The sequence below is a fragment of the Lentibacter sp. genome (assembly GCF_029254145.1).
In the GTDB taxonomy this organism is placed as follows: Bacteria; Pseudomonadota; Alphaproteobacteria; order Rhodobacterales; family Rhodobacteraceae; genus Lentibacter.
This window is the reverse complement of the sequence record NZ_JAQWYD010000112.1, coordinates 15,451-32,869: the sequence shown is the minus strand read 5'-3', so window position 1 is coordinate 32,869 and position 17,419 is coordinate 15,451. Positions and strand designations below refer to the sequence as shown.

General features: G+C 58.4%; 17 protein-coding genes. 6 read left to right on the top strand and 11 right to left on the bottom strand.

The window, feature by feature from the left end:
• Together P8O11_RS12850 and P8O11_RS12845 are read right to left on the bottom strand one after the other, a co-directional pair.
• A partial coding sequence (locus P8O11_RS12850; RefSeq protein WP_300294791.1) for a GTP-binding protein occupies nucleotides 1–119 on the bottom strand: 119 nt, incomplete at its 3' end.
• 111 nt (nucleotides 120–230) lie between these two features.
• Complete coding sequence (locus tag P8O11_RS12845; RefSeq protein WP_300294789.1) at nucleotides 231–794, bottom strand: hypothetical protein; 564 nt, start codon at nucleotides 792–794, stop codon at nucleotides 231–233.
• A gap of 108 nt (nucleotides 795–902) precedes the next feature.
• Here P8O11_RS12845 and P8O11_RS12840 point away from each other — a divergent pair, with 108 nt between their 5' ends.
• On the top strand, nucleotides 903–2,249 hold the full coding sequence (locus P8O11_RS12840; RefSeq protein WP_300294787.1) for a cytochrome P450: 1,347 nt from the start codon (nucleotides 903–905) through the stop codon (nucleotides 2,247–2,249).
• Here P8O11_RS12840 and P8O11_RS12835 read toward each other — a convergent pair.
• The 5 genes from P8O11_RS12835 to P8O11_RS12815 form a co-directional block, all read right to left on the bottom strand.
• Complete coding sequence (locus tag P8O11_RS12835) at nucleotides 2,246–2,794, bottom strand: sarcosine oxidase subunit gamma (protein WP_300294785.1); 549 nt, start codon at nucleotides 2,792–2,794, stop codon at nucleotides 2,246–2,248. The genes P8O11_RS12840 and P8O11_RS12835 overlap by 4 nt on opposite strands.
• Nucleotides 2,787–5,717 carry a sarcosine oxidase subunit alpha family protein gene (locus P8O11_RS12830; RefSeq protein ID WP_300294783.1) on the bottom strand — a complete coding sequence of 977 codons (2,931 nt, stop codon included), beginning with the start codon at nucleotides 5,715–5,717 and terminating at the stop codon, nucleotides 2,787–2,789. Before P8O11_RS12830 ends, P8O11_RS12835 begins: the two co-directional genes overlap by 8 nt.
• Entirely contained in the window at nucleotides 5,714–5,986 is a 273-nt protein-coding gene (locus P8O11_RS12825) for a sarcosine oxidase subunit delta (protein ID WP_300294782.1), read from the bottom strand. Before P8O11_RS12825 ends, P8O11_RS12830 begins: the two co-directional genes overlap by 4 nt.
• A gap of 16 nt (nucleotides 5,987–6,002) precedes the next feature.
• Entirely contained in the window at nucleotides 6,003–7,256 is a 1,254-nt protein-coding gene (locus P8O11_RS12820) for a sarcosine oxidase subunit beta family protein (RefSeq protein ID WP_300294780.1), read from the bottom strand.
• A gap of 250 nt (nucleotides 7,257–7,506) precedes the next feature.
• Complete coding sequence (locus P8O11_RS12815) at nucleotides 7,507–8,940, bottom strand: Glu/Leu/Phe/Val dehydrogenase (RefSeq protein WP_300294778.1); 1,434 nt, start codon at nucleotides 8,938–8,940, stop codon at nucleotides 7,507–7,509.
• A gap of 387 nt (nucleotides 8,941–9,327) precedes the next feature.
• On the opposite strand from P8O11_RS12815, the gene P8O11_RS12810 reads away from it, so the two are divergent.
• From P8O11_RS12810 to P8O11_RS12800, 3 genes are read left to right on the top strand one after another with little or no spacing between them, the layout of a single operon-like run.
• Nucleotides 9,328–10,992, top strand: coding sequence for a TadE/TadG family type IV pilus assembly protein (locus tag P8O11_RS12810; protein ID WP_300294777.1), 1,665 nt, complete (start codon nucleotides 9,328–9,330; stop codon nucleotides 10,990–10,992).
• Nucleotides 10,989–11,522, top strand: a complete 534-nt coding sequence (locus tag P8O11_RS12805; RefSeq protein WP_300294775.1) for a TadE/TadG family type IV pilus assembly protein — start codon at nucleotides 10,989–10,991, stop codon at nucleotides 11,520–11,522. Before P8O11_RS12810 ends, P8O11_RS12805 begins: the two co-directional genes overlap by 4 nt.
• Nucleotides 11,522–12,091, top strand: coding sequence for a hypothetical protein (locus P8O11_RS12800; protein ID WP_300294773.1), 570 nt, complete (start codon nucleotides 11,522–11,524; stop codon nucleotides 12,089–12,091). Before P8O11_RS12805 ends, P8O11_RS12800 begins: the two co-directional genes overlap by 1 nt.
• A gap of 21 nt (nucleotides 12,092–12,112) precedes the next feature.
• Here P8O11_RS12800 and P8O11_RS12795 read toward each other — a convergent pair whose 3' ends face one another.
• Both P8O11_RS12795 and P8O11_RS12790 read right to left on the bottom strand, forming a co-directional pair.
• A complete protein-coding gene (locus P8O11_RS12795) occupies nucleotides 12,113–12,595 on the bottom strand; it encodes a hypothetical protein (RefSeq protein ID WP_300294772.1) in 483 nt (160 codons plus the stop codon).
• A 195-nt stretch (nucleotides 12,596–12,790) separates the two neighbouring features.
• On the bottom strand, nucleotides 12,791–13,780 hold the full coding sequence (locus P8O11_RS12790; RefSeq protein ID WP_367186892.1) for an NAD(P)-dependent oxidoreductase: 990 nt from the start codon (nucleotides 13,778–13,780) through the stop codon (nucleotides 12,791–12,793).
• A 174-nt stretch (nucleotides 13,781–13,954) separates the two neighbouring features.
• Here P8O11_RS12790 and P8O11_RS12785 point away from each other — a divergent pair, with 174 nt between their 5' ends.
• The gene (locus tag P8O11_RS12785; protein ID WP_300294768.1) at nucleotides 13,955–14,866 is read left to right on the top strand and encodes a pirin family protein; all 912 of its coding nucleotides are present in this window, start codon (nucleotides 13,955–13,957) and stop codon (nucleotides 14,864–14,866) included.
• Between the two features lie 93 nt (nucleotides 14,867–14,959).
• Here the strand turns inward: P8O11_RS12785 and P8O11_RS12780 are convergent, their stop codons facing one another.
• Together P8O11_RS12780 and P8O11_RS12775 are read right to left on the bottom strand one after the other, a co-directional pair.
• Nucleotides 14,960–15,649, bottom strand: coding sequence for an HAD family hydrolase (locus P8O11_RS12780; RefSeq protein WP_300294766.1), 690 nt, complete (start codon nucleotides 15,647–15,649; stop codon nucleotides 14,960–14,962).
• Nucleotides 15,646–15,930 (bottom strand): DUF3572 domain-containing protein, encoded by a 285-nt coding sequence (locus P8O11_RS12775; protein WP_300294764.1) that lies wholly within the window; start codon nucleotides 15,928–15,930, stop codon nucleotides 15,646–15,648. The genes P8O11_RS12780 and P8O11_RS12775 overlap by 4 nt, the downstream gene beginning before the upstream one ends.
• 82 nt (nucleotides 15,931–16,012) lie before the next feature.
• Here P8O11_RS12775 and P8O11_RS12770 point away from each other — a divergent pair, with 82 nt between their 5' ends.
• Nucleotides 16,013–17,413, top strand: coding sequence for a diguanylate cyclase (locus P8O11_RS12770; protein WP_300294762.1), 1,401 nt, complete (start codon nucleotides 16,013–16,015; stop codon nucleotides 17,411–17,413).
• Nucleotides 17,414–17,419: the final 6 nt, after the last annotated feature.

Genomic DNA, 17,419 nt, shown 5'->3' with positions numbered 1-17,419 from the left:
TTGAAGTCACCGAAGTATTTCGTGATCGCTGCTGTCAACGTCGTCTTGCCGTGGTCAACGTGACCAATCGTGCCGATGTTGCAGTGCGGTTTGTTACGGCTAAACTTTTCCTTTGCCATCGCGTTGGCACCCCTTCATGTTACGGCCCGCTTGCGCGCAGCCAGAGTTGATCTGAGCGCGCACATATGACCTTCTGACAGGGAAATCAACCCGCGAATTTGTCGCTCGGCCTAGCTGTCGGCCTCCGTTGCAAACCAGCCTTCCTCTGCCTTCTGGCGCACCAGCCACAGCTCAATCATCTTGGCCGCGTTCTTACTGAGGTTCTCAAGCTGCTGATCCGCAGATTGGGTCAAGCCAGAGCCAATAACCTGCTCGCCAGAAAGCTGCTCGAACACAATAATCTGATGTGCTTTTTCATTCAGCTTTTTGTTGGCCGCATTGTCCCAAACGGTGATGCGCATAATAAGTGCAGACTTCGGGCTTGCCACAATAGGGATGCCTGGCTGCGCCAGCACATAGCCTTCCAGACTGACGCCAAAGTGATAGAGCTTCTCGCCCTCATAGCGGTCAAACCGCTCCGCAATCCGCGCCTGAACAGCAGCGGTCCATTCTTCTTTTGATTTCTCGCGGCTCAGCGGGCCTTTTTCCATTTTCGGGGCAATCACAATATTGTGCCCAAGGCGGAAATCGCCCAGATCGACAGCGGGTTGATCAAGATCGTTCGGATTGGTGCAGCCAGCAACAAAGCCCAGAAAACTGCCCAAAACGGCAAACACAAAGAATCGGCGCAGCATGGCAGCCCCCTAAAAACATTCCAGTCGGGCATATACCAGCCCCACGCGCCTTGCAATTGCCCCGCGCCCGCGGAGCCCCTATATCAAACAGGAACAGAGGAGCGCACCATGCCTGAGAGCCAGACCCCCGTCGCCGTCCCCCTCGCCCGACAGCCCTTGGGTATGCTCAAGAGCCTCGCCGCAGCACGGAACAATGTCCTCTCGATCATTCCCTATATCGCCACGCAGCAACCTGTCGTTTCAGGAACAACCGGCGTGCGCTGGCACATGTTGATGGACCCAGACGCCATCCGCCGTGTCCTGCTCGAAGAGCTTGAGAACTACCCCAAATCAGACGTCACCAAAAATCTTCTGCGCCCCGCGATCGGCGAGAGCCTCTTTATCGCCGAGGGTGCGCATTGGCGCTGGCAGCGCCGCGCCGCCGCGCCTGTGTTTTCACATCGCAACGTGAGCGCCCTTGCCCCCGTGATGAGCGCCGCCGCTGAAGCCAGCCTCGCCCGCATCGAAGCCGCCGACAAACGCGCCAGCGACATTTACGCCGAGATGGTGCGCGCCACCTTTGACATCACCGCCTCGGTGACGCTCTCGGGCAGCGCACTGTTTTCCTCCGACGAGGTGCACCGCGCAATTGACGCCTATATAGCCGCCGCGGGCAAACTCTCGCTCTTTGATATTCTCGGGTTGCCGATGTGGGTTCCGCGTCCGTCCCGTGTTATGGCAGGCGCCTCGCTCAAACAGATGAAAACCATCGCCGATGATGCCGTCAATTCCCGCCGCAGCGCGGGCGCTGGCGATGTTCCCGATCTGCTTGATCTCTTGCTTGAGGGCGAAGACCCCGAAACAGGCCGCTCCATGAGCACAGCCGAGCTGCGTGACAATTTGCTGACGTTTATCGTCGCAGGCCACGAGACCACAGCACTCACACTGGCTTGGGCGTTTTATCTCTGCGCCTTTGATCAGGACGTTCAAGACAAAGCCCGCGCCGAGGCGCAATCCGCCCTTCAGGGCCGCACCGCCACAGCAGCTGATCTGCCAAACTTGCCCTACTGCCGCATGATCATTGACGAGACCCTGCGCCTCTACCCGCCCGCTGCACTCGTCTCACGTACAGCCCAAGCGCCCGATACGCTTGCAGGCCGCGAGGTCAAGAAGGGCGACACTGTGATGATCCCGATCTATGCGCTGCACCGCAATGCGCTCCTCTGGGACGATCCAGATGCCTTCCGCCCCGAGCGCTTCGCCGAGAAGCCCCAGCGCTACGCTTACCTGCCATTTGGTGACGGCCCGCGGATCTGTATCGGCGCGAGCTTTGCTCTGCAAGAAGCGGTGATCATCCTCGCGACACTGCTCGCAAAGCGGCGGTTCTTCCCCGTTCAGGGCAAAACACCAGACCCTGTCATGATCCTGACACTGCGCCCCGAAGGCGGAGTCTGGCTCACATCAGAGGCCGTCTAGCCGGCCCGAGCAGCGACACCTTCCATCGCAGTCTTGAGGTCATGCACCAGCGTCTTTGCCATCGAGCGGAACCCCATGATCTGCCAGCTCTGCGGGCCAACCCGTGTAACTGAGCAAGCCATATGAAAGACCTCGGTCCGCGCAGTGGACCCCACAGGAAACGCGACATCCCGCATGTCCAGCGGTGTCAGCCGCGCCAGTACATCGCGCGCGCCAGCGCCCTCAAGCGTGAGATAGGACCAAGCATCCGTCTGATCTGTCAGCGCCGCGTGTTTCGCAAGCTTGGCTGACGCCTCAGCGCCCACCAGAAGCGCCGCACCGCGCCCAAACCAAACAAGCCTTGCCGCGCCGCTCTCGGAGGTCGTCCCCACCGCGGCCCAGCTCAGCCCATGCGCTGCCTCAAGTGCCTTGGCCAAAGCTGCCTCTTGGCCCTTGTAGGGCGCAATCAGAGTCAGCGCGCGCATCTCGTCTTCGCGCAGCTCGACCCCGCCAATGTTCAGCGGCAAAAGCCCCGCTGCGGGCGATAGTGCCTTAAGCTCAGTCACGGCTGCGCTCCCCCTCTGGATCAAGGAATACCGGGTGGCAGACTTCACATGTCGTAGAGACACCGCGCACATGATCAACCATCTGCACAATCTCGCCATATCGCGCCCGCCCGCTTTTCAGAAAGCCAAGGCCGAGATATGTACCCAGCGTCGGCGAAAAGCACACAGAGGTCAGATAACCCTGATTGTTTGTTCGGATAGGCTCAACACCCTCGTTATAAAGGTGTGCGCCCGCCAAGAGCTGCTTCACAACGCCCACAGGCTTAAGGCCCACAAGCATCTCCCGATCTTCCTCCACAAGCCCGGGCCGCGCGGCTGCGCCCTTGCCAATAAAGTCCTTCTTCTTGCTCATCATCCCCTGCATGCCGATGTCAAACGCGGTCACGCGGCCATGGATTTCGCCATGGGTGATAAAGCCCTTCTCGATGCGCAGTACATTGAGCGCTTCCATTCCGTAAGCGCCGCCACCCAACTTCTCGGCACGCTTGCGCAGCTCGCCAAACAGGCTCTCGCCATAGCGCGCAGGCACAGCCACCTCATAGGCGTGCTCGCCCGAAAAGCTGATGCGGAAGAGGCGGCCAGCAACCCCCAAAACCTTCACATCGCCACAGGCCATAAACGGCCAGCTCTCGCCATCAATCGGACTGTCGAGCAAGCCATTCAGCAGCTCACGCGCCTTTGGCCCCGCCACAGCAAACTGCGCCCACTGCTCTGTGACAGAAGCAAAGCGTACGTCCATATCAGGCCGCAAACCTTGAGAGACAAACTCCATATGCTTCATGACTTCGCCCGCCGCCACCGTGGTGGTGGTCATGACAAAGTGCTCTTCACCAAGCCGCGCGGCCGTGCCGTCGTCCATCACATGCCCGTCTTCGCGCAGCATCAGCCCATAGCGCACACGGCCCACTTTCAAGGCCGAGAACATATTGGTGTAAAGCAGATCGAGAAACGCGCCTGCGTCCTTGCCCTTGATGTCGATTTTACCAAGCGTCGAGACATCACAAATGCCCACGGCGTTGCGCACATATCCAACTTCGCGGTCGCAAGACTGCCGCCATGTCGTCTCGCCCTGCGCAGGGAAATAGCTCGGCCGATACCACAAGCCCGCCTCGATCATCGGCGCCTTCGCCGCAACAGTCAGACGGTGCGACGTGGTAAACCGCTCGGGCGCAAAGCCCTTGTCAGCCGCCCCAGCCGCCATCGCAGCCACAGCCACAGGCGTAAACGGCGGACGATAGGTTGTGGTTCCGGTCTCAGGAATGCCCCGACCCGTCGCATCCGCCAAAACAGCGAGCGCTTGCACGTTGGAGTTCTTGCCTTGGTCGGTCGCCATGCCCTGCGTGGTGTAACGCTTCATATGCTCCACAGAGCGGAAGTTCTCGACTGCTGCTTGTTTCACATCCTTCACAGTCACATCATTTTGGAAATCAAGCCAGGCACGGCGCTTACCAGCCACAGCCCAAAGCGGAGCGATCTTGTAAGGACGGTCTTCGGCGCTCGGCATCTCCGGCGTTTTGGCCTTCAGCCCCAGCGCTTCACATGCCGCTTTCGCCGCGCCTACGCCTTCTCCCAGACAAGCCGCCGTTGAAAACACACCATTGCAAGCCCCCGCCGCGATCAGCCCCGGGATCATGCCGACCTTAGGCACAAAGGCCGCAATCGCCTCGTTCCACTCTGGCCGCCCGTTCATATGGCACGTCAGATGAAGCGTCGGATTCCAGCCGCCCGACATGCCGAGGCAATCAGCCGGGACTTTCTCTATCCCAGAGGTGCGCGCAATACTCACCGCCTCAAGCGCCTTGCGCCCTTCGGTCCCAGAGATTTGCGCCCCCGCGTAAAACGGCACATCAAGCTGACAAGTGGCATCGGAACGGCTGTCAACCAAGGCTGCGATATGCACACCCGCTGCCAGCAGGTCAGCGGCCACATCATGGATGCTGTCATTGTTGCCAAAGAGCACAACTTTCTGCCCGGGCGCAACATTCCAACGGTTCACATAAGCGCGCACCGCACTCGCCATCATAATGCCGGGGCGGTCGTTGTTCTGAAACGCAATCGGGCGTTCCAGAGCACCCGCAGCCAATACAGTCCGCTTCGCCGCGATCTTCCAGAAGCACTCTTTTGCCAAGCCCTTGGCCAGCGGCCGGTGATGCGCCACACGCTCAAGTGCGCCATATGTGCCGCCGTCATAAGCCCCCGTCACAGACGTGCGTGTCATGATCCGCACATTGCCCATTGCGTCGAGCTTGGCCTGCATCTGCTCCGCCCAGTCGCGCGCGGGCATCCCGTCAATCTCTCCCGCCTCGCTCAAAAGCCGCCCACCAAGGGCGCTGTCTTCTTCCGCAAGGATCACATCCGCACCCGCTTCAGCCGCCGTCAAAGCGGCCATAAGCCCCGTCGGCCCCGAGCCAACAACCAGCACATCACAATGTGCAAACGCACGCTCGTATTTATCTGTGATCGGATCACCCGAGATGGCCCCAAGCCCCGCCGCACGGCGAATAACAGGCTCGTAAAGCTTTTCCCAAAACGCCTTGGGCCACATGAATGTCTTGTAGTAAAATCCAGCACCAAGGAAAGGCGCGCCCAGATCGTTCACGCCCATGAGATCAAACTCAAGGCTCGGCCAGCGGTTCTGGCTCACAGCCTCCAGACCGTCATATATCTCCTGCACGGTTGCGCGGACGTTCGGGTCTTGCGAGCCGCCCTTACCCACAGTCACAAGCGCGTTCGGCTCTTCCGAGCCAGCCGTCAAAATCCCGCGTGGGCGGTGATACTTGAACGAGCGCGCAACAAGCTTGATACCGTTGGCAAGCAGTGCCGAGGCCAGAGTATCGCCCTCAAAACCCTCATAGGAATGCCCGTCAAAGCGAAACGTCACACGTCTCCCGCGGTTGATCAGGCCCTTGCCTTCAATCCTCATGCGAGGGCCTCCTTCACGTCCTGCGCAAGCTTCACGACGCCAAATGCATGCGTCACCGTGTTACGCTCCGCCACAAGCCAGCTGCCGCAGCCAAAGTCATGGAACCACAGCTCTTGCGTCACACCTGCTACGTTTTCGCGCTTGTGCAAATAATCATCCCACGCCTCAAAAGACGCGTCTTCCTCAGGCCTCACAAGCGCCAAAGCATGGCCCCTGTAGGAAAATTCACGGCTGTCTCTCTCGCCGCAGAGGGGGCAGGCTATGCGCATGGGTCTTCCTTATCCTTCAGTGCAGATTGTGCTGGCTGCCACGGTGCTCTTCGTCCATCAGGCCACGCCCTGTCTCAAAGCGGTCCAAACGATGCTTCATAGCAACCTCATGGGGCTGCCCTGTCGCCATCAGATGCGCCATACAATAGCCGGACGCAGGCACAGCCTTAAAACCGCCGTAGCACCAGCCCGCATTCACAAAAAGCCCGTCAACAGGCGTCTTATCAATAAAGAAGCTGCCGTCAGGCGTCATGTCCATGATGCCGCCCCAAGAACGCAATACCCGCGCCTTGCCGATCTGGGGCAAAAGGCACATCGCCGCCTCCATCACATGCTCCGCTGTCGGCAAATTGCCCCGCGAGGCATAAGAGGCATAAAAATCAAGATCGCCGCCAAAAACGAGGCCGCCCTTGTCGGATTGGCTCATATACATATGCCCCATCCCGAAGGTAACCACATGATCAATACAGGGCTTCAGCCCCTCGCTCACAAACGCCTGCAAGACATGGCTCTCGATCGGCAGGGTCAACCCCGCCATCGCCGCCACTTGAGACGAGCGCCCCGCGACAACCATACCAACTTTCTTGGCCTTGATCGCGCCACGCGTCGTCTGCACGCCCTGCACAACGCCGTTCACAATGTCAATCCCCATGACTTCACAGTTCTGGATCAGATCAACCCCGCGCTGGTCGGCCCCCCGCGCAAAGCCCCATGCCACAGCGTCGTGGCGCGCTGTGCCGCCGCGCTTGTGGTACAAACCGCCATAAATAGGGAAGCGGATGTTGTCGTGGTTAAGGTTCGGCAAAAGCTCCCGCACACTCACCTTATCCAGCAAAATCGCGTCGTCACCCTGAGAGATCATCATATTCGCACGTTTCGCCGCAGCGTCGCGCTGGCCGTCTGAGTGAAACAGGTTGATCACGCCGCGCTGGCTCATCATCGCATTGTAGTTCAGGTCTTGCTCCAGTCCCTCCCAGAGCTTGAGCGAATGGCTGTAAAACTGCGAGTTGCCCTCAAGGCCATAGTTGGCGCGCACAATCGTCGTGTTGCGCCCCACATTGCCGCCCCCCAGATAGCCCTTTTCGAGCACGGCGATATTGGTCATCCCATGGTTCTTGGCGAGGTAATAGGCCGTCGAAAGCCCGTGACCGCCGCCGCCAATGATGATTGCGTCATACTCGGCCTTCGGCTCGGGGTTGCGCCAATGCGGCGTCCAGCCCTTGTTGCCCGTGAGGCCTTCCTTGAGAATTTTCAGCGCGGAAAAGCGCATGTGTCCCCCTTCGCCCGCAGGCCGTATTCTGGTTCAGGCCACAAAACGCAGCCTTTAGCTCGGCTCAGACTATCAAGACAGGCGCAGAGGGGAAGTCCCCTTTTCGACATAGACTGTCCCACGCGCGACTGTGGTTTTGAGATTTGCACAACTGTACTTCAACCAACCTGAAATATCAGCGGCGAACAAAGCAAAGGGCGGTTCCCTTTCACAAGAAGCCGCCCTTCGTTTTTCGTCCTGTCTGGAGCTCTTAAAGCCCCTTGGCGCGGTAGCTCGCCGCAACCTTGCGGATCGCCACAAGATAGGCCGCCATCCGAAGATCAGGCACATCGTCGCGCTCATGCCAGACTTCGCGCATACTCTGATAAGCCGTGCGCATCGTGTCATCGAGCCCCGAGCGCACAAGCTCAAGCTCGTCTGCGCCTTTGAGGTATTTAGACTTGAAGTCAGGCGTCATAGACCAAGCCTCGCCCAAGTGGCGGCTCAAGCGTTCAAGCTCGCTCACAATCAGTTCGTGGCGTGCCTCTTCCTGACGCCGCCCCATGCGGCCAAAACGGATATGGCTCAGGTTCTTCACCCACTCAAAGTAGGAGACTGTCACACCGCCCGCGTTGGCATACATATCAGGAATGATCACGCAGCCTTTCTTGCGGAGCACCTCATCAGCACCTGCCGTAACAGGCCCGTTCGCCGCCTCGATGATCAGCGGCGCCTTGATCCGCTCGGCATTGCCAAGGTTGATAACCCCTTCCAGCGCCGCTGGAATAAGGATGTCGCAGTCTTCTTCCAGCACAAGCGCGCCATCCGCAACATATGTCGCATCAGGAAAGCCCGTGACGCCGCCATGCTTCACAATCCAGCCGTGCACCGCGTCCACATCAAGCCCATTAGGGTTCACAAGCGCACCGTCGCGCTCAATGATCCCCGTGATCAGCGCGCCGTCCTCGTCGCCCAAGAACTTTGCCGCATGGTAGCCCACATTGCCCAAGCCCTGCACAACGACGCGCTTGCCGTCTAGCTTGCCCTCCAAGCCGGCCTTGGCCACATCCTCAGGGTGGCGGAAGAACTCACGCAGCGCATATTGTACGCCGCGGCCCGTCGCTTCTGTGCGGCCCTGAATGCCGCCTGCATTAATTGGCTTGCCCGTGACACAGGCCGCCGCGTTGATATCCGTCGTGTTCATGCGGCGGTACTGGTCCGCAATCCACGCCATCTCGCGCTCGCCCGTGCCCATGTCGGGCGCAGGGACGTTCTGGGATGGGTGGATCAAATCGCGCTTCGCCAGCTCATAGGCAAAGCGGCGGGTGATAAGCTCAAGCTCGTGCTCGTCATACTGGCGCGGATCGATGCAAAGCCCGCCTTTGGAGCCACCGAACGGCGCCTCCACAAGGGCGCACTTATACGTCATCAAAGCCGCAAGCGCTTCTACCTCGTCTTGGTTCACACCCAGCGAGTAGCGAATACCTCCCTTCACAGGCTCCATATGTTCGCTGTGAACAGAACGGTATCCTGTAAATGTCTGGATCTGCCCGCGCAGACGCACACCAAAGCGCACTGTATAGGTCGCGTTGCACACCCTTATTTTCTCTTCCAGACCAGGCGGCAGATCCATCACCGCCACTGCGCGGTTAAACATCAGGTCCACGCTTTCGCGAAAACTCGGCTCTTTAAAATTAGCGTTCATACTGTCTCTCTCTCGGCTTCTGCCATTGTCCGGAATGCCGCGCCGCAGCGACTCAGCCCCCCTGTGCACATTTGTCGCACCTATCGTACTGAGGGCCAACCCGTCTTTCGGTCATTCTAGCCCCACGGCCTTAACAAATTGCTTGCGCGCCCTCAGATGCGCCAACGGCCCGTTCCAAGACGTTGATTCAAGTTTGACTCTTTGTTGAACAGTTTGAAACAGTCCCGCCTCCTCGCCCCTAAAGGTTCCAAAACCCTTTGTTTTTCTCATAAATGCTGCATTTCGCGCCTCATTTTGACCACAGAGCTAAACGACAAGAAGCGTTGGACCACTGTGTAATGAGTCTAGATTTAATTATTTCCCGGCCCGCCGGGGAGGAGACGCAAAATGGAACCGACAAGAGTGACATCACGGCCGAGCAACCGTGTGGCGACCCGATCAAAGGCGCATAGCCTTCCCCCCTTCTTGCGGCGCTTTGCCCGCGAGGAAGATGGCGTGATCGTAGCCTTTTCCGTCTATTTTATGTTGATCATTCTCTTTGTCGGGGCTGTCGGTGTTGATGTTATGCGCTTTGAGTCCCAGCGCTCCAAGCTGCAACACACGCTTGACCAAGCCGTGCTCGCCGCCGCTGACCTTGATCAACTGAGCCCCCCCGCACAGGTTGTCGCCGATTACTTCGAAAAGGCGGGCCTCACCAATGCCGAGCTTCTGACAACCGTTGTCGACGAGGGGCTCAACTATCGCGAAGTCACCGCCACAGCGCGCGAAGTCATGCCAACCCAGCTGAGCCACATGCTTGGCCTCGCCGAAATGACAGCCCCAGCCGCCTCCGCTGCCGAAGAGCGCGTGGATTCCGTCGAAATCTCGATGGTCCTCGACGTTTCCGGCTCCATGGATGGCAGCCGCATCAACCGCCTGCGCCCCGCAGCGATCTCTTTTGTTGATACCGTTCTTGCACTCTCAGACGATGAGGATGTGTCAATCTCCATCGTGCCCTACGCGACCCAAGTGGCGGCAGGTGAAACACTGCTCAACCAGTTCAACCGCTCCGACAGTCACGACTATTCCCACTGCCTCAACTTTAACGCCAGTGACTTCAGCACGACAAGCATGACACCCGCATCAAGCGGGTCGCGCTCCTATGAGCAAACCCAGCACTTCGACGTCTTCACCTATTCAAATGACCCCCAAGGCCTCAGTGATGAGCCAGGATCAGGCAGCTGGTGGCGCCATACTCCGCGCTACCACACCGAGCCTGTGTGCCACGTCCGCGCCAGCTCGCAAATCTTGCCCCTGAGCAACAACACAGTTGATCTCCACGGCCAGATCAACGCGCTCGAAGCTGGCGGCAACACTTCGATGGACATCGGCGTCAAATGGGGCGCAGCCCTGCTTGACCCAAGCCTGCAGCCCGTGGTGAGCAGCCTCGTGACCAGCAACGAGATCGATTCCGCCTTCAACGGTCGCCCGCTCGACTATACAGATCCCAACAGCATCAAAGTGCTCGTGATCATGACCGACGGTCAAAACACTGACCAATATATGCTCCGCCCCGAATTCCGCTCAGGCAACTCTGATGTCTATTACAACGCGAGCAATGGTCGTTATGCTGTCTACCGCAACAGCCGCTACTACTATCAGACAAGCAGCGGCGCGCGCATGATCCGCAGCTATGACTGGACATGGTCACTTAGCAGCAGCTGGGTGCGCCTCAGCTACCAAGACCTCTTCGCCAGAGCCAGTCTCGCTTGGATCGCCGAGTACTTTTACCGTGATCTTGACTGGAACTACTGGAACAACTGGTATCACTACCCGTCAACATCAGTCAGCGGCAGCACCAAAGACAATCGCCTCCAAGAGGCCTGCAATGCGGCCAAAAACAATGGCATCGTAATTTATACGATCGGCTTTGAGGCCCCATGGCAGGGTGCAAACGAGCTGCAGCAATGCGCCTCGACGCCAAGTCACTTCTTTGACGTGCAAGGCCTCGAAATCGAGGAAGCCTTCTCCGCCATCGCTCAGTCCATTAGCCAGTTGAAGCTGATCCAATGAAACAGCTCATCCATACCCTGCGCCACTTCCGGCGCGACGAAGACGGCAACGCAACGGTCGAGTTTGCGATCCTGTTCCCGTTCTTCATCTTCATGTTCTGTACCGCCGTCGAGCTTGGCATGATCACGTTCCGCCACTCTATGCTGGAGCGCGGCCTTGATCTCGCCGTGCGCGACGTGCGCCTCACAACAGGGGCAAACTTCCAGCACAACGACATCAAAAACATGACCTGCCAATACGCTGGCTTCCTGCCCGATTGTGACACCAAGCTGCACCTTGAAATGCAGCCCCTCGACATGCGCAACTTCACAGCGCCCAGCACAGCCGCGCGCTGCAGCGGTATCACACAGGTCACAAACCCGATCCGCCAGTTCCGCAACGGTCAGCAAAACGAAATGATGATCCTGCGCGCCTGCTACGTGTTCAAGCCCGTGTTCCCGCTGACTGGCCTTGGCCGTCATCTCGATTGGGATGGCAATAATAACGCCTGGATGATTGCCACATCCGCCTTTGTTCAGGAGCCGCTCTAATGATCTGGTCCTATATCAAAACCCGCCTTGCCGCTTTCCACGATGAAACAGGTGGGACCGTCTCGGTCGAGTTCATCATCATGGCGCCCATCGTCTTTTGGGCCTATGCCTCAATGTTCTCGTGGTTTGACGCCTATCGCCAGGTCGGTGTCCACGAAAAGGCCGCCTTCACAATCGCCGATATGATCAGCCGCGAGACCAATCCGCTCGACGCCGATTACATCAACGCCACCCGCGACATGGTCCAATTCCTGACCCGTTCGGCCCAGCGTCCCGATATTCGCATCTCTGTGATCCGCTATGTCGGTGGCAACAAAAACGAGTTCCGCCTTGATTGGTCACAAAAACGCGGCAGCATCGACCGCCTGCGCAACTCTGATGTGAAAAACTGGCATGACAAACTGCCCATGCTCGTGAATGGGGAGCGCATCATCCTCGTCGAAACGCGGATCGAATACACGCCGCCTTTCCTCTGGGGCCTTATGGAGCAAAACGATCTGGCAACATTCGTCTTCACGCGCCCGCGCTTCTCGCCCAGAATCTGCTGGAACACCTGCTTCTCCAGCTGATCCGCGCAAAAAACAAAAGCTTTACAACTGGCTTCCAGACTGGCTGAGGCGGCGTTCGATCGCCTCGGCCAGTTTTTTGGCCTCCGCCCCGCTGACCGCGCCGCCAAACGCCGCGCGCTTGCCCGCACGCCAATAAAGCCCCATGCACCAACGTGGATCATACTCGCGCTTCAGGCTCAGCATAAATCCGTTTGAGGGCCGGAATGAAAAATGCGTCCGCGTCAGCGTCTCCACATCCTCGATCTGCACAATAAGCGCGCCATGGCTGTCCTCGAGCCGCGTGCCCACAAGGCGCACACTCACCCCCGTGTCGCGCCAAAGCTTGAGCGCCGTAATCAACAAAAGCGTCGCCATCCCCCAGACAAGCCCCTGCCCCAAGACTGATGCAGGCGGTGTTGTCATCGCCATATTCAAAAGCAACGCAGCCGTCAGCGCCACCAGCCCGGAGGAAAACCAGCGCCGAAATGGGCTCACCTTCATTTCGGCTTCGAGTGTGTCTGTCATTTGCGCGCTCCCGTCGGCTGTGCATTGCTGCACGCTCTTCCTACCCGCGCAGAGCGCACGCTGCATTATTTAATTTTCTCTTAAAAAACGTGCTGTTTGGGCGGTGCACGCTTTGTGCACGGGTTGTGCACGCATATCACCCCCCTAGAATCAGCCCTCAAAGCGGCCCGTTAACCAAGCGGGCCGCTTTCTTCACTATCGCTTCACAATAACTTCCGCGCCACGCTCTTCAGGCTCGTCATCCGTCATTTCCGCAGGGAATCCCGGCGCTGTCACATCAAGCCCTGTGGCTTCTTCCAAGCGCTTGATAATATTGGGCGAAAGTTCTCGCGGCCCAAAACGGTTGATCCCGTCTTGGAAGATATTGATCAAGAGAGGGTTGAGCTCAAGCGGAACACCTGCGCGGTCGGCAACCTCTTGAAAAAGACCGATATCTTTGGCCACCAGATCCATGGTGAACGAAATATCGCGGCTCCCGTTGAGGATCACCTGCCCCTCCGTCTCATGCACAAAGCTCGTCCCCGAAGAAATCGCCATCGCCTCATAGGCCACGCCAAGGTCCATTCCCGCGCCCTTGGCCACGGTCAGCGCCTCGGCCACAGAGACCAGATTGGCTGTCGCCAAGAAGTTCGTGAGCACTTTCAAAACAGAGGCAGAGCCAAGCGCGCCCGTGTGCAAAACACGCCGCCCCATAATGGTCAGCAGCGGCAGGATGCGCTCAAAGGTTTCGCGATCACAGCCCGCAAAAATAGAGATATTCCCGGTATCCGCACGGTGACAGCCGCCCGAGACGGGGCAATCCACAGCCGCGCCCCCCGCCGCGATAACCTCGGCGCCTATGCGCTTCACTTCGGCCTCGTCGGTCGTGCTCATTTCCATCCAGATTTTGCCGGCCTTTACCTCTGGCAACATCTCCTTGAGCACAGCCGCACTCGCCGCAGGACTGGGCAGACAGGTGATCACCGCATCACACTCCCGCATCATGCGGGCAGGCGACTCACCCGCAACCGCCCCAGCCGCAACCTTGGCCTTAACGAAGTCTTCATTGAGATCATGAACCATCAGCTCCACGCCATTGCGCAAAAGAGAGCCCGAAAGCTTCCCCCCCACATTCCCCAACCCGATAAATCCGACCTTCATATCGCTCTCCCTGTCTTGCGAATTTCTGTTTTTTCCATGCTTCACTCTGCACCAAGCGGGTTCTGGCCCACAAGCGACATCCACATGGCTTTTTCAGGCGTAAGCCACGCCTCCTCCCTGCCTCTGTGCGCAAATGCACAGCAGGCTCCGCACCACGCAGAATTGCTCTGAACCCGCCACAAGCCTAAGCTATGCCCAACCGCAACAGGAGCATGCCACATGTCCATTCGCCCCGTCCTCGAAGCCCGCAACGCCGTTCCAACAATGGAAGGCGCAGGCGTGCATTTGCATCGCGCCTTCGGGTTTCATGACCCCTCCGAGCTTGACCCTTTCCTTTTGTTTGATGACTTTCGCAACGAAATCCCTGCGCATTACGCCAAGGGCTTCCCGTGGCATCCGCACCGCGGCATCGAAACCATCACATATGTCTTGTCAGGCGAAGTCGATCACGCCGACAGCCTCGGCAACACAGGCCGCCTTGGCGCTGGCGATGTACAATGGATGACAGCAGGCTCCGGCATTATGCATCAGGAAATGCCACGCGGAAACGCGAGTGGTCAGATGCACGGCTTCCAGCTCTGGGCCAATCTCCCACGCGATCTCAAAATGACAGATCCCCGCTACCAAGACGTCGCCGCCAAAGAGATCCCCGAAATTATCGATGATGACGGAACCCGCGTGCGCGTCGTCACAGGCGAGTTCTGGGGCAAGCGCGGTCCCGTCGACGGGATCGCAGCAGATCCGCAATACCTCGATGTGTTCGTGCCAGCTGGCGTCAAAAAGACTCTTCCTGTAGACACATACCGCCGCGCTTTTGCCTATGTTTTTCAAGGCCAAGGCGCGTTCTCTGATGCCTCTGCGCCCTCTGGCGTGCTTCTCGAAAAAGAAGTGATGGGCGAAGAGGTCAACATCCGCGACATGTCAGGCGACCGCACCCTCATCCGTTTTGGCACAGGTGACAGCGTCACAGTCCAAGCTGGAGAAGAAGGTATTCGTTTCCTCCTGATCTCGGGCGCCCCCCTTCAAGAACCCGTTGCATGGCACGGTCCCATCGTCATGAACACCAAAGATGAAATCCGCCAAGCCATGTCAGACCTGCGCAACGGAACCTTCATCAAGCCCGCGCACTAACCAAACTTTTTCTTTCCAGAAATATCCTGGGGGAGCGCGGGGGGGAAAAGCCCCCTCGCCTGTGCGCATTGGCTCAGCGAATACGCACCCTGTTTAAAGCCCGAGCCACTCAGGCAAATGCCCAATGTCCGGCAAGACAACATCCGCAAGCGGAGCGAGCGTTGCCTCATCCGCCATTCCCGTCAGCACAGCCACCGTGCGCATCCCAGCCGCGTGCCCCGCGTGCAAATCATGGGTGCTATCCCCCACCATAATAGAAGCTTCAGGCGCCACACCAACGGCCTGACAAAAGGCCAAAAGCTGCCCTGGGGCTGGCTTACCGCCATAGCCGCTGTCAAACCCTGCCACAAAGTCAAAGAGCTCGGTCACACCTGCACTCGCCAGATGTGCAAGAGCAGGTGCTTCCGCATCGTTTGTCGCAACCCCAAGCTTCAAGCCCGCTGCGCGCAGCCCTGACAAAAGCGGCACAAGCGGCGCTGCCTCCGCCTGTGGCGCATTGCCTGCTTCCTCATTGAGCAAATCAACAAGCGCTCCCTGTTCCCACTCAGGCAAATGCGCAGCCAACGCCTCGGCAATCTCGCTTGGCATACCAGCAATCACTATCGAATCAGAGTGAAAGACCTGTGCCTTATAATCAAAGCCAACCGCCGCAGCCATTTCACGCGCATGTGCCTCATCCCGCCCCAACCGCCGCAAAAACGCGAGAGCCCATGCCTCCCATGTGCTCGCAAAGTCAAAGAGCGTGCCATCCTTGTCAAAAATCACAGCTTCAATACGTGTCATGTCCAGTTCACCTGCTCCCCGCCAGGCAAAGCGGCCCGCGCATACATCGGTTGGTCATACTTAAGCCCTTCCGCCTCGCAGAACCCCATGACCCAAGCATCATCCATCAACAAAAAATCAAGCACCGACGCCAAAAAAGCAGGCTCACCTGCACTCGCCTTTATGTCGTCGACACTGGCGCCGCTAGCCCCCAAAAAAACAGGCATCAAATCTTCATTTCCAGCCAGCCAGATGAGCGCTTTTACGCCGATCTCCTCGGCAGCATCCTGCGAAACAGACATTTTTAATTCTCTCAGAAAGGTTTTCTTAACCAGTCTTGGGCAATGTCTTCGTTAATCACAAGTTTAAAAGGTATCTGTTGTCATGCCACGCAAAGTCTTAATCGTTGAAGACATCGCGACCAATCGGATCGTGCTCAACGTCAAGCTTTCGGCCGCAGGGTATGAAGTTGTTCAAGCCACAAGCGCGGAAGCAGGTCTTTCAGTTGCGGTCAGCGAACAGCCAGACATCGTGCTCGCCTCCGCGCGCCCCGACAAGATGAGCCCAGAACAGTTTCTAAGAGCGTTCAGCGAAAATCCGAAGCTCGCCAAACTGCCCATCATCATGCTGATGGAAGGCTACAACCCCGTCACGCGGCTCAAGCTGCTCAAGGCTGGCGCAGCAGATGTTATGTCACACCCCCCAAAGATCGCTGCCCTGCTGGCACGCTTCCGTTCAATCCTGCGCAGCCATGACAGCCGTGAAGACGCACTGCTCACAGAGCGCATGTCCCAATCTCTCGGCTTCAGTGAAGCGCCAAGCGGCTTCATGGCGCCCGCCCGCGTCACCGTCACCTCTTCTGCGGCCACACGCGCCAAAGCATGGTGCGCCGCGCTGAGCAAAACCCCTGATTGCCTGATCCAACCCTGCGAAGAAAGCCGGCTGCTTGATGAGCGGACTGGCCAAAGCCCTGATGTGCTCGTCATAGAAGTTCAGGCAGATGCGCCCGAAGCTGGACTGTGCCTTCTGGCCGACCTACGGGCACACCCGCGCACCCGCGATGCAGGACTTATCGCCGTTCTGGATCGCCCAGTAGAAACTCTCTACTGCGACGCGATGGACCGCGGTGCAGATGATGTCCTTCCGCATGGCTTTTGTCCGGTTGAGCTTGGCTTGCGCATCAAACAGCTGGCCACCCGCAAAAAACGCAATGATCACCGCCGCGCCTATATGCACGACGGACTGCGCGCCGCCGTAACAGACCCGCTGACGGGACTCTACAACCGCCGATTTGCCTCCCTCAAGCTTGCCCAAACAGTGGCCGACTGCGAGGCTACGGGCCAGAGCTGCGCTGTCATGGTCATTGATGTGGATCACTTCAAGCGCGTGAACGATATCCTTGGCCATGCCGCAGGCGATGCCGCGCTCGTTGAACTCTCGGCGCTGCTGCAGCACAATTTGCGCCCTGAAGATCTTCTCGCACGAATTGGGGGCGAAGAGTTTCTGGTGGTCATGCCTGGTACACACCATAGCCGCGCCCAAGAGGCGGCCAACAGGCTGCGCGAACTCGTTGATGCGCATCCGTTCCGTCTCGCGACAAACGCGCCACTCCAGCATATCACGATCAGTATCGGCGTCGCCGTGCAGGAGCCACGCCCCCATATGCAGCGTGCAGAAACAGCCGATCTTGCTGACGCTCTGATCGCCCGCGCCGACACAGCTCTCTATCGATCAAAGCGCCATGGCCGCAATCAAGTGACCATGAGTGCCCGCACCGCGGCGTAACCCTGT

Excerpts from the sequence above, each read along its gene's own strand:
- P8O11_RS12815 (WP_300294778.1), bottom strand. The coding sequence starts at position 8,940 with ATGAACGCTAATTTTAAAGAGCCGAGTTTTCGCGAAAGCGTGGACCTG.
- P8O11_RS12775 (WP_300294764.1), bottom strand. The coding sequence starts at position 15,930 with ATGTCTGTTTCGCAGGATGCTGCCGAGGAGATCGGCGTAAAAGCGCTC.
- P8O11_RS12810 (WP_300294777.1), top strand. The coding sequence starts at position 9,328 with ATGGAACCGACAAGAGTGACATCACGGCCGAGCAACCGTGTGGCGACC.
- P8O11_RS12820 (WP_300294780.1), bottom strand. The coding sequence starts at position 7,256 with ATGCGCTTTTCCGCGCTGAAAATTCTCAAGGAAGGCCTCACGGGCAAC.
- P8O11_RS12825 (WP_300294782.1), bottom strand. The coding sequence starts at position 5,986 with ATGCGCATAGCCTGCCCCCTCTGCGGCGAGAGAGACAGCCGTGAATTT.
- P8O11_RS12785 (WP_300294768.1), top strand. The coding sequence starts at position 13,955 with ATGTCCATTCGCCCCGTCCTCGAAGCCCGCAACGCCGTTCCAACAATG.
- P8O11_RS12795 (WP_300294772.1), bottom strand. The coding sequence starts at position 12,595 with ATGACAGACACACTCGAAGCCGAAATGAAGGTGAGCCCATTTCGGCGC.
- P8O11_RS12800 (WP_300294773.1), top strand. The coding sequence starts at position 11,522 with ATGATCTGGTCCTATATCAAAACCCGCCTTGCCGCTTTCCACGATGAA.
- P8O11_RS12770 (WP_300294762.1), top strand. The coding sequence starts at position 16,013 with ATGCCACGCAAAGTCTTAATCGTTGAAGACATCGCGACCAATCGGATC.
- P8O11_RS12780 (WP_300294766.1), bottom strand. The coding sequence starts at position 15,649 with ATGACACGTATTGAAGCTGTGATTTTTGACAAGGATGGCACGCTCTTT.
- P8O11_RS12840 (WP_300294787.1), top strand. The coding sequence starts at position 903 with ATGCCTGAGAGCCAGACCCCCGTCGCCGTCCCCCTCGCCCGACAGCCC.
- P8O11_RS12845 (WP_300294789.1), bottom strand. The coding sequence starts at position 794 with ATGCTGCGCCGATTCTTTGTGTTTGCCGTTTTGGGCAGTTTTCTGGGC.
- P8O11_RS12805 (WP_300294775.1), top strand. The coding sequence starts at position 10,989 with ATGAAACAGCTCATCCATACCCTGCGCCACTTCCGGCGCGACGAAGAC.
- P8O11_RS12830 (WP_300294783.1), bottom strand. The coding sequence starts at position 5,717 with ATGAGGATTGAAGGCAAGGGCCTGATCAACCGCGGGAGACGTGTGACG.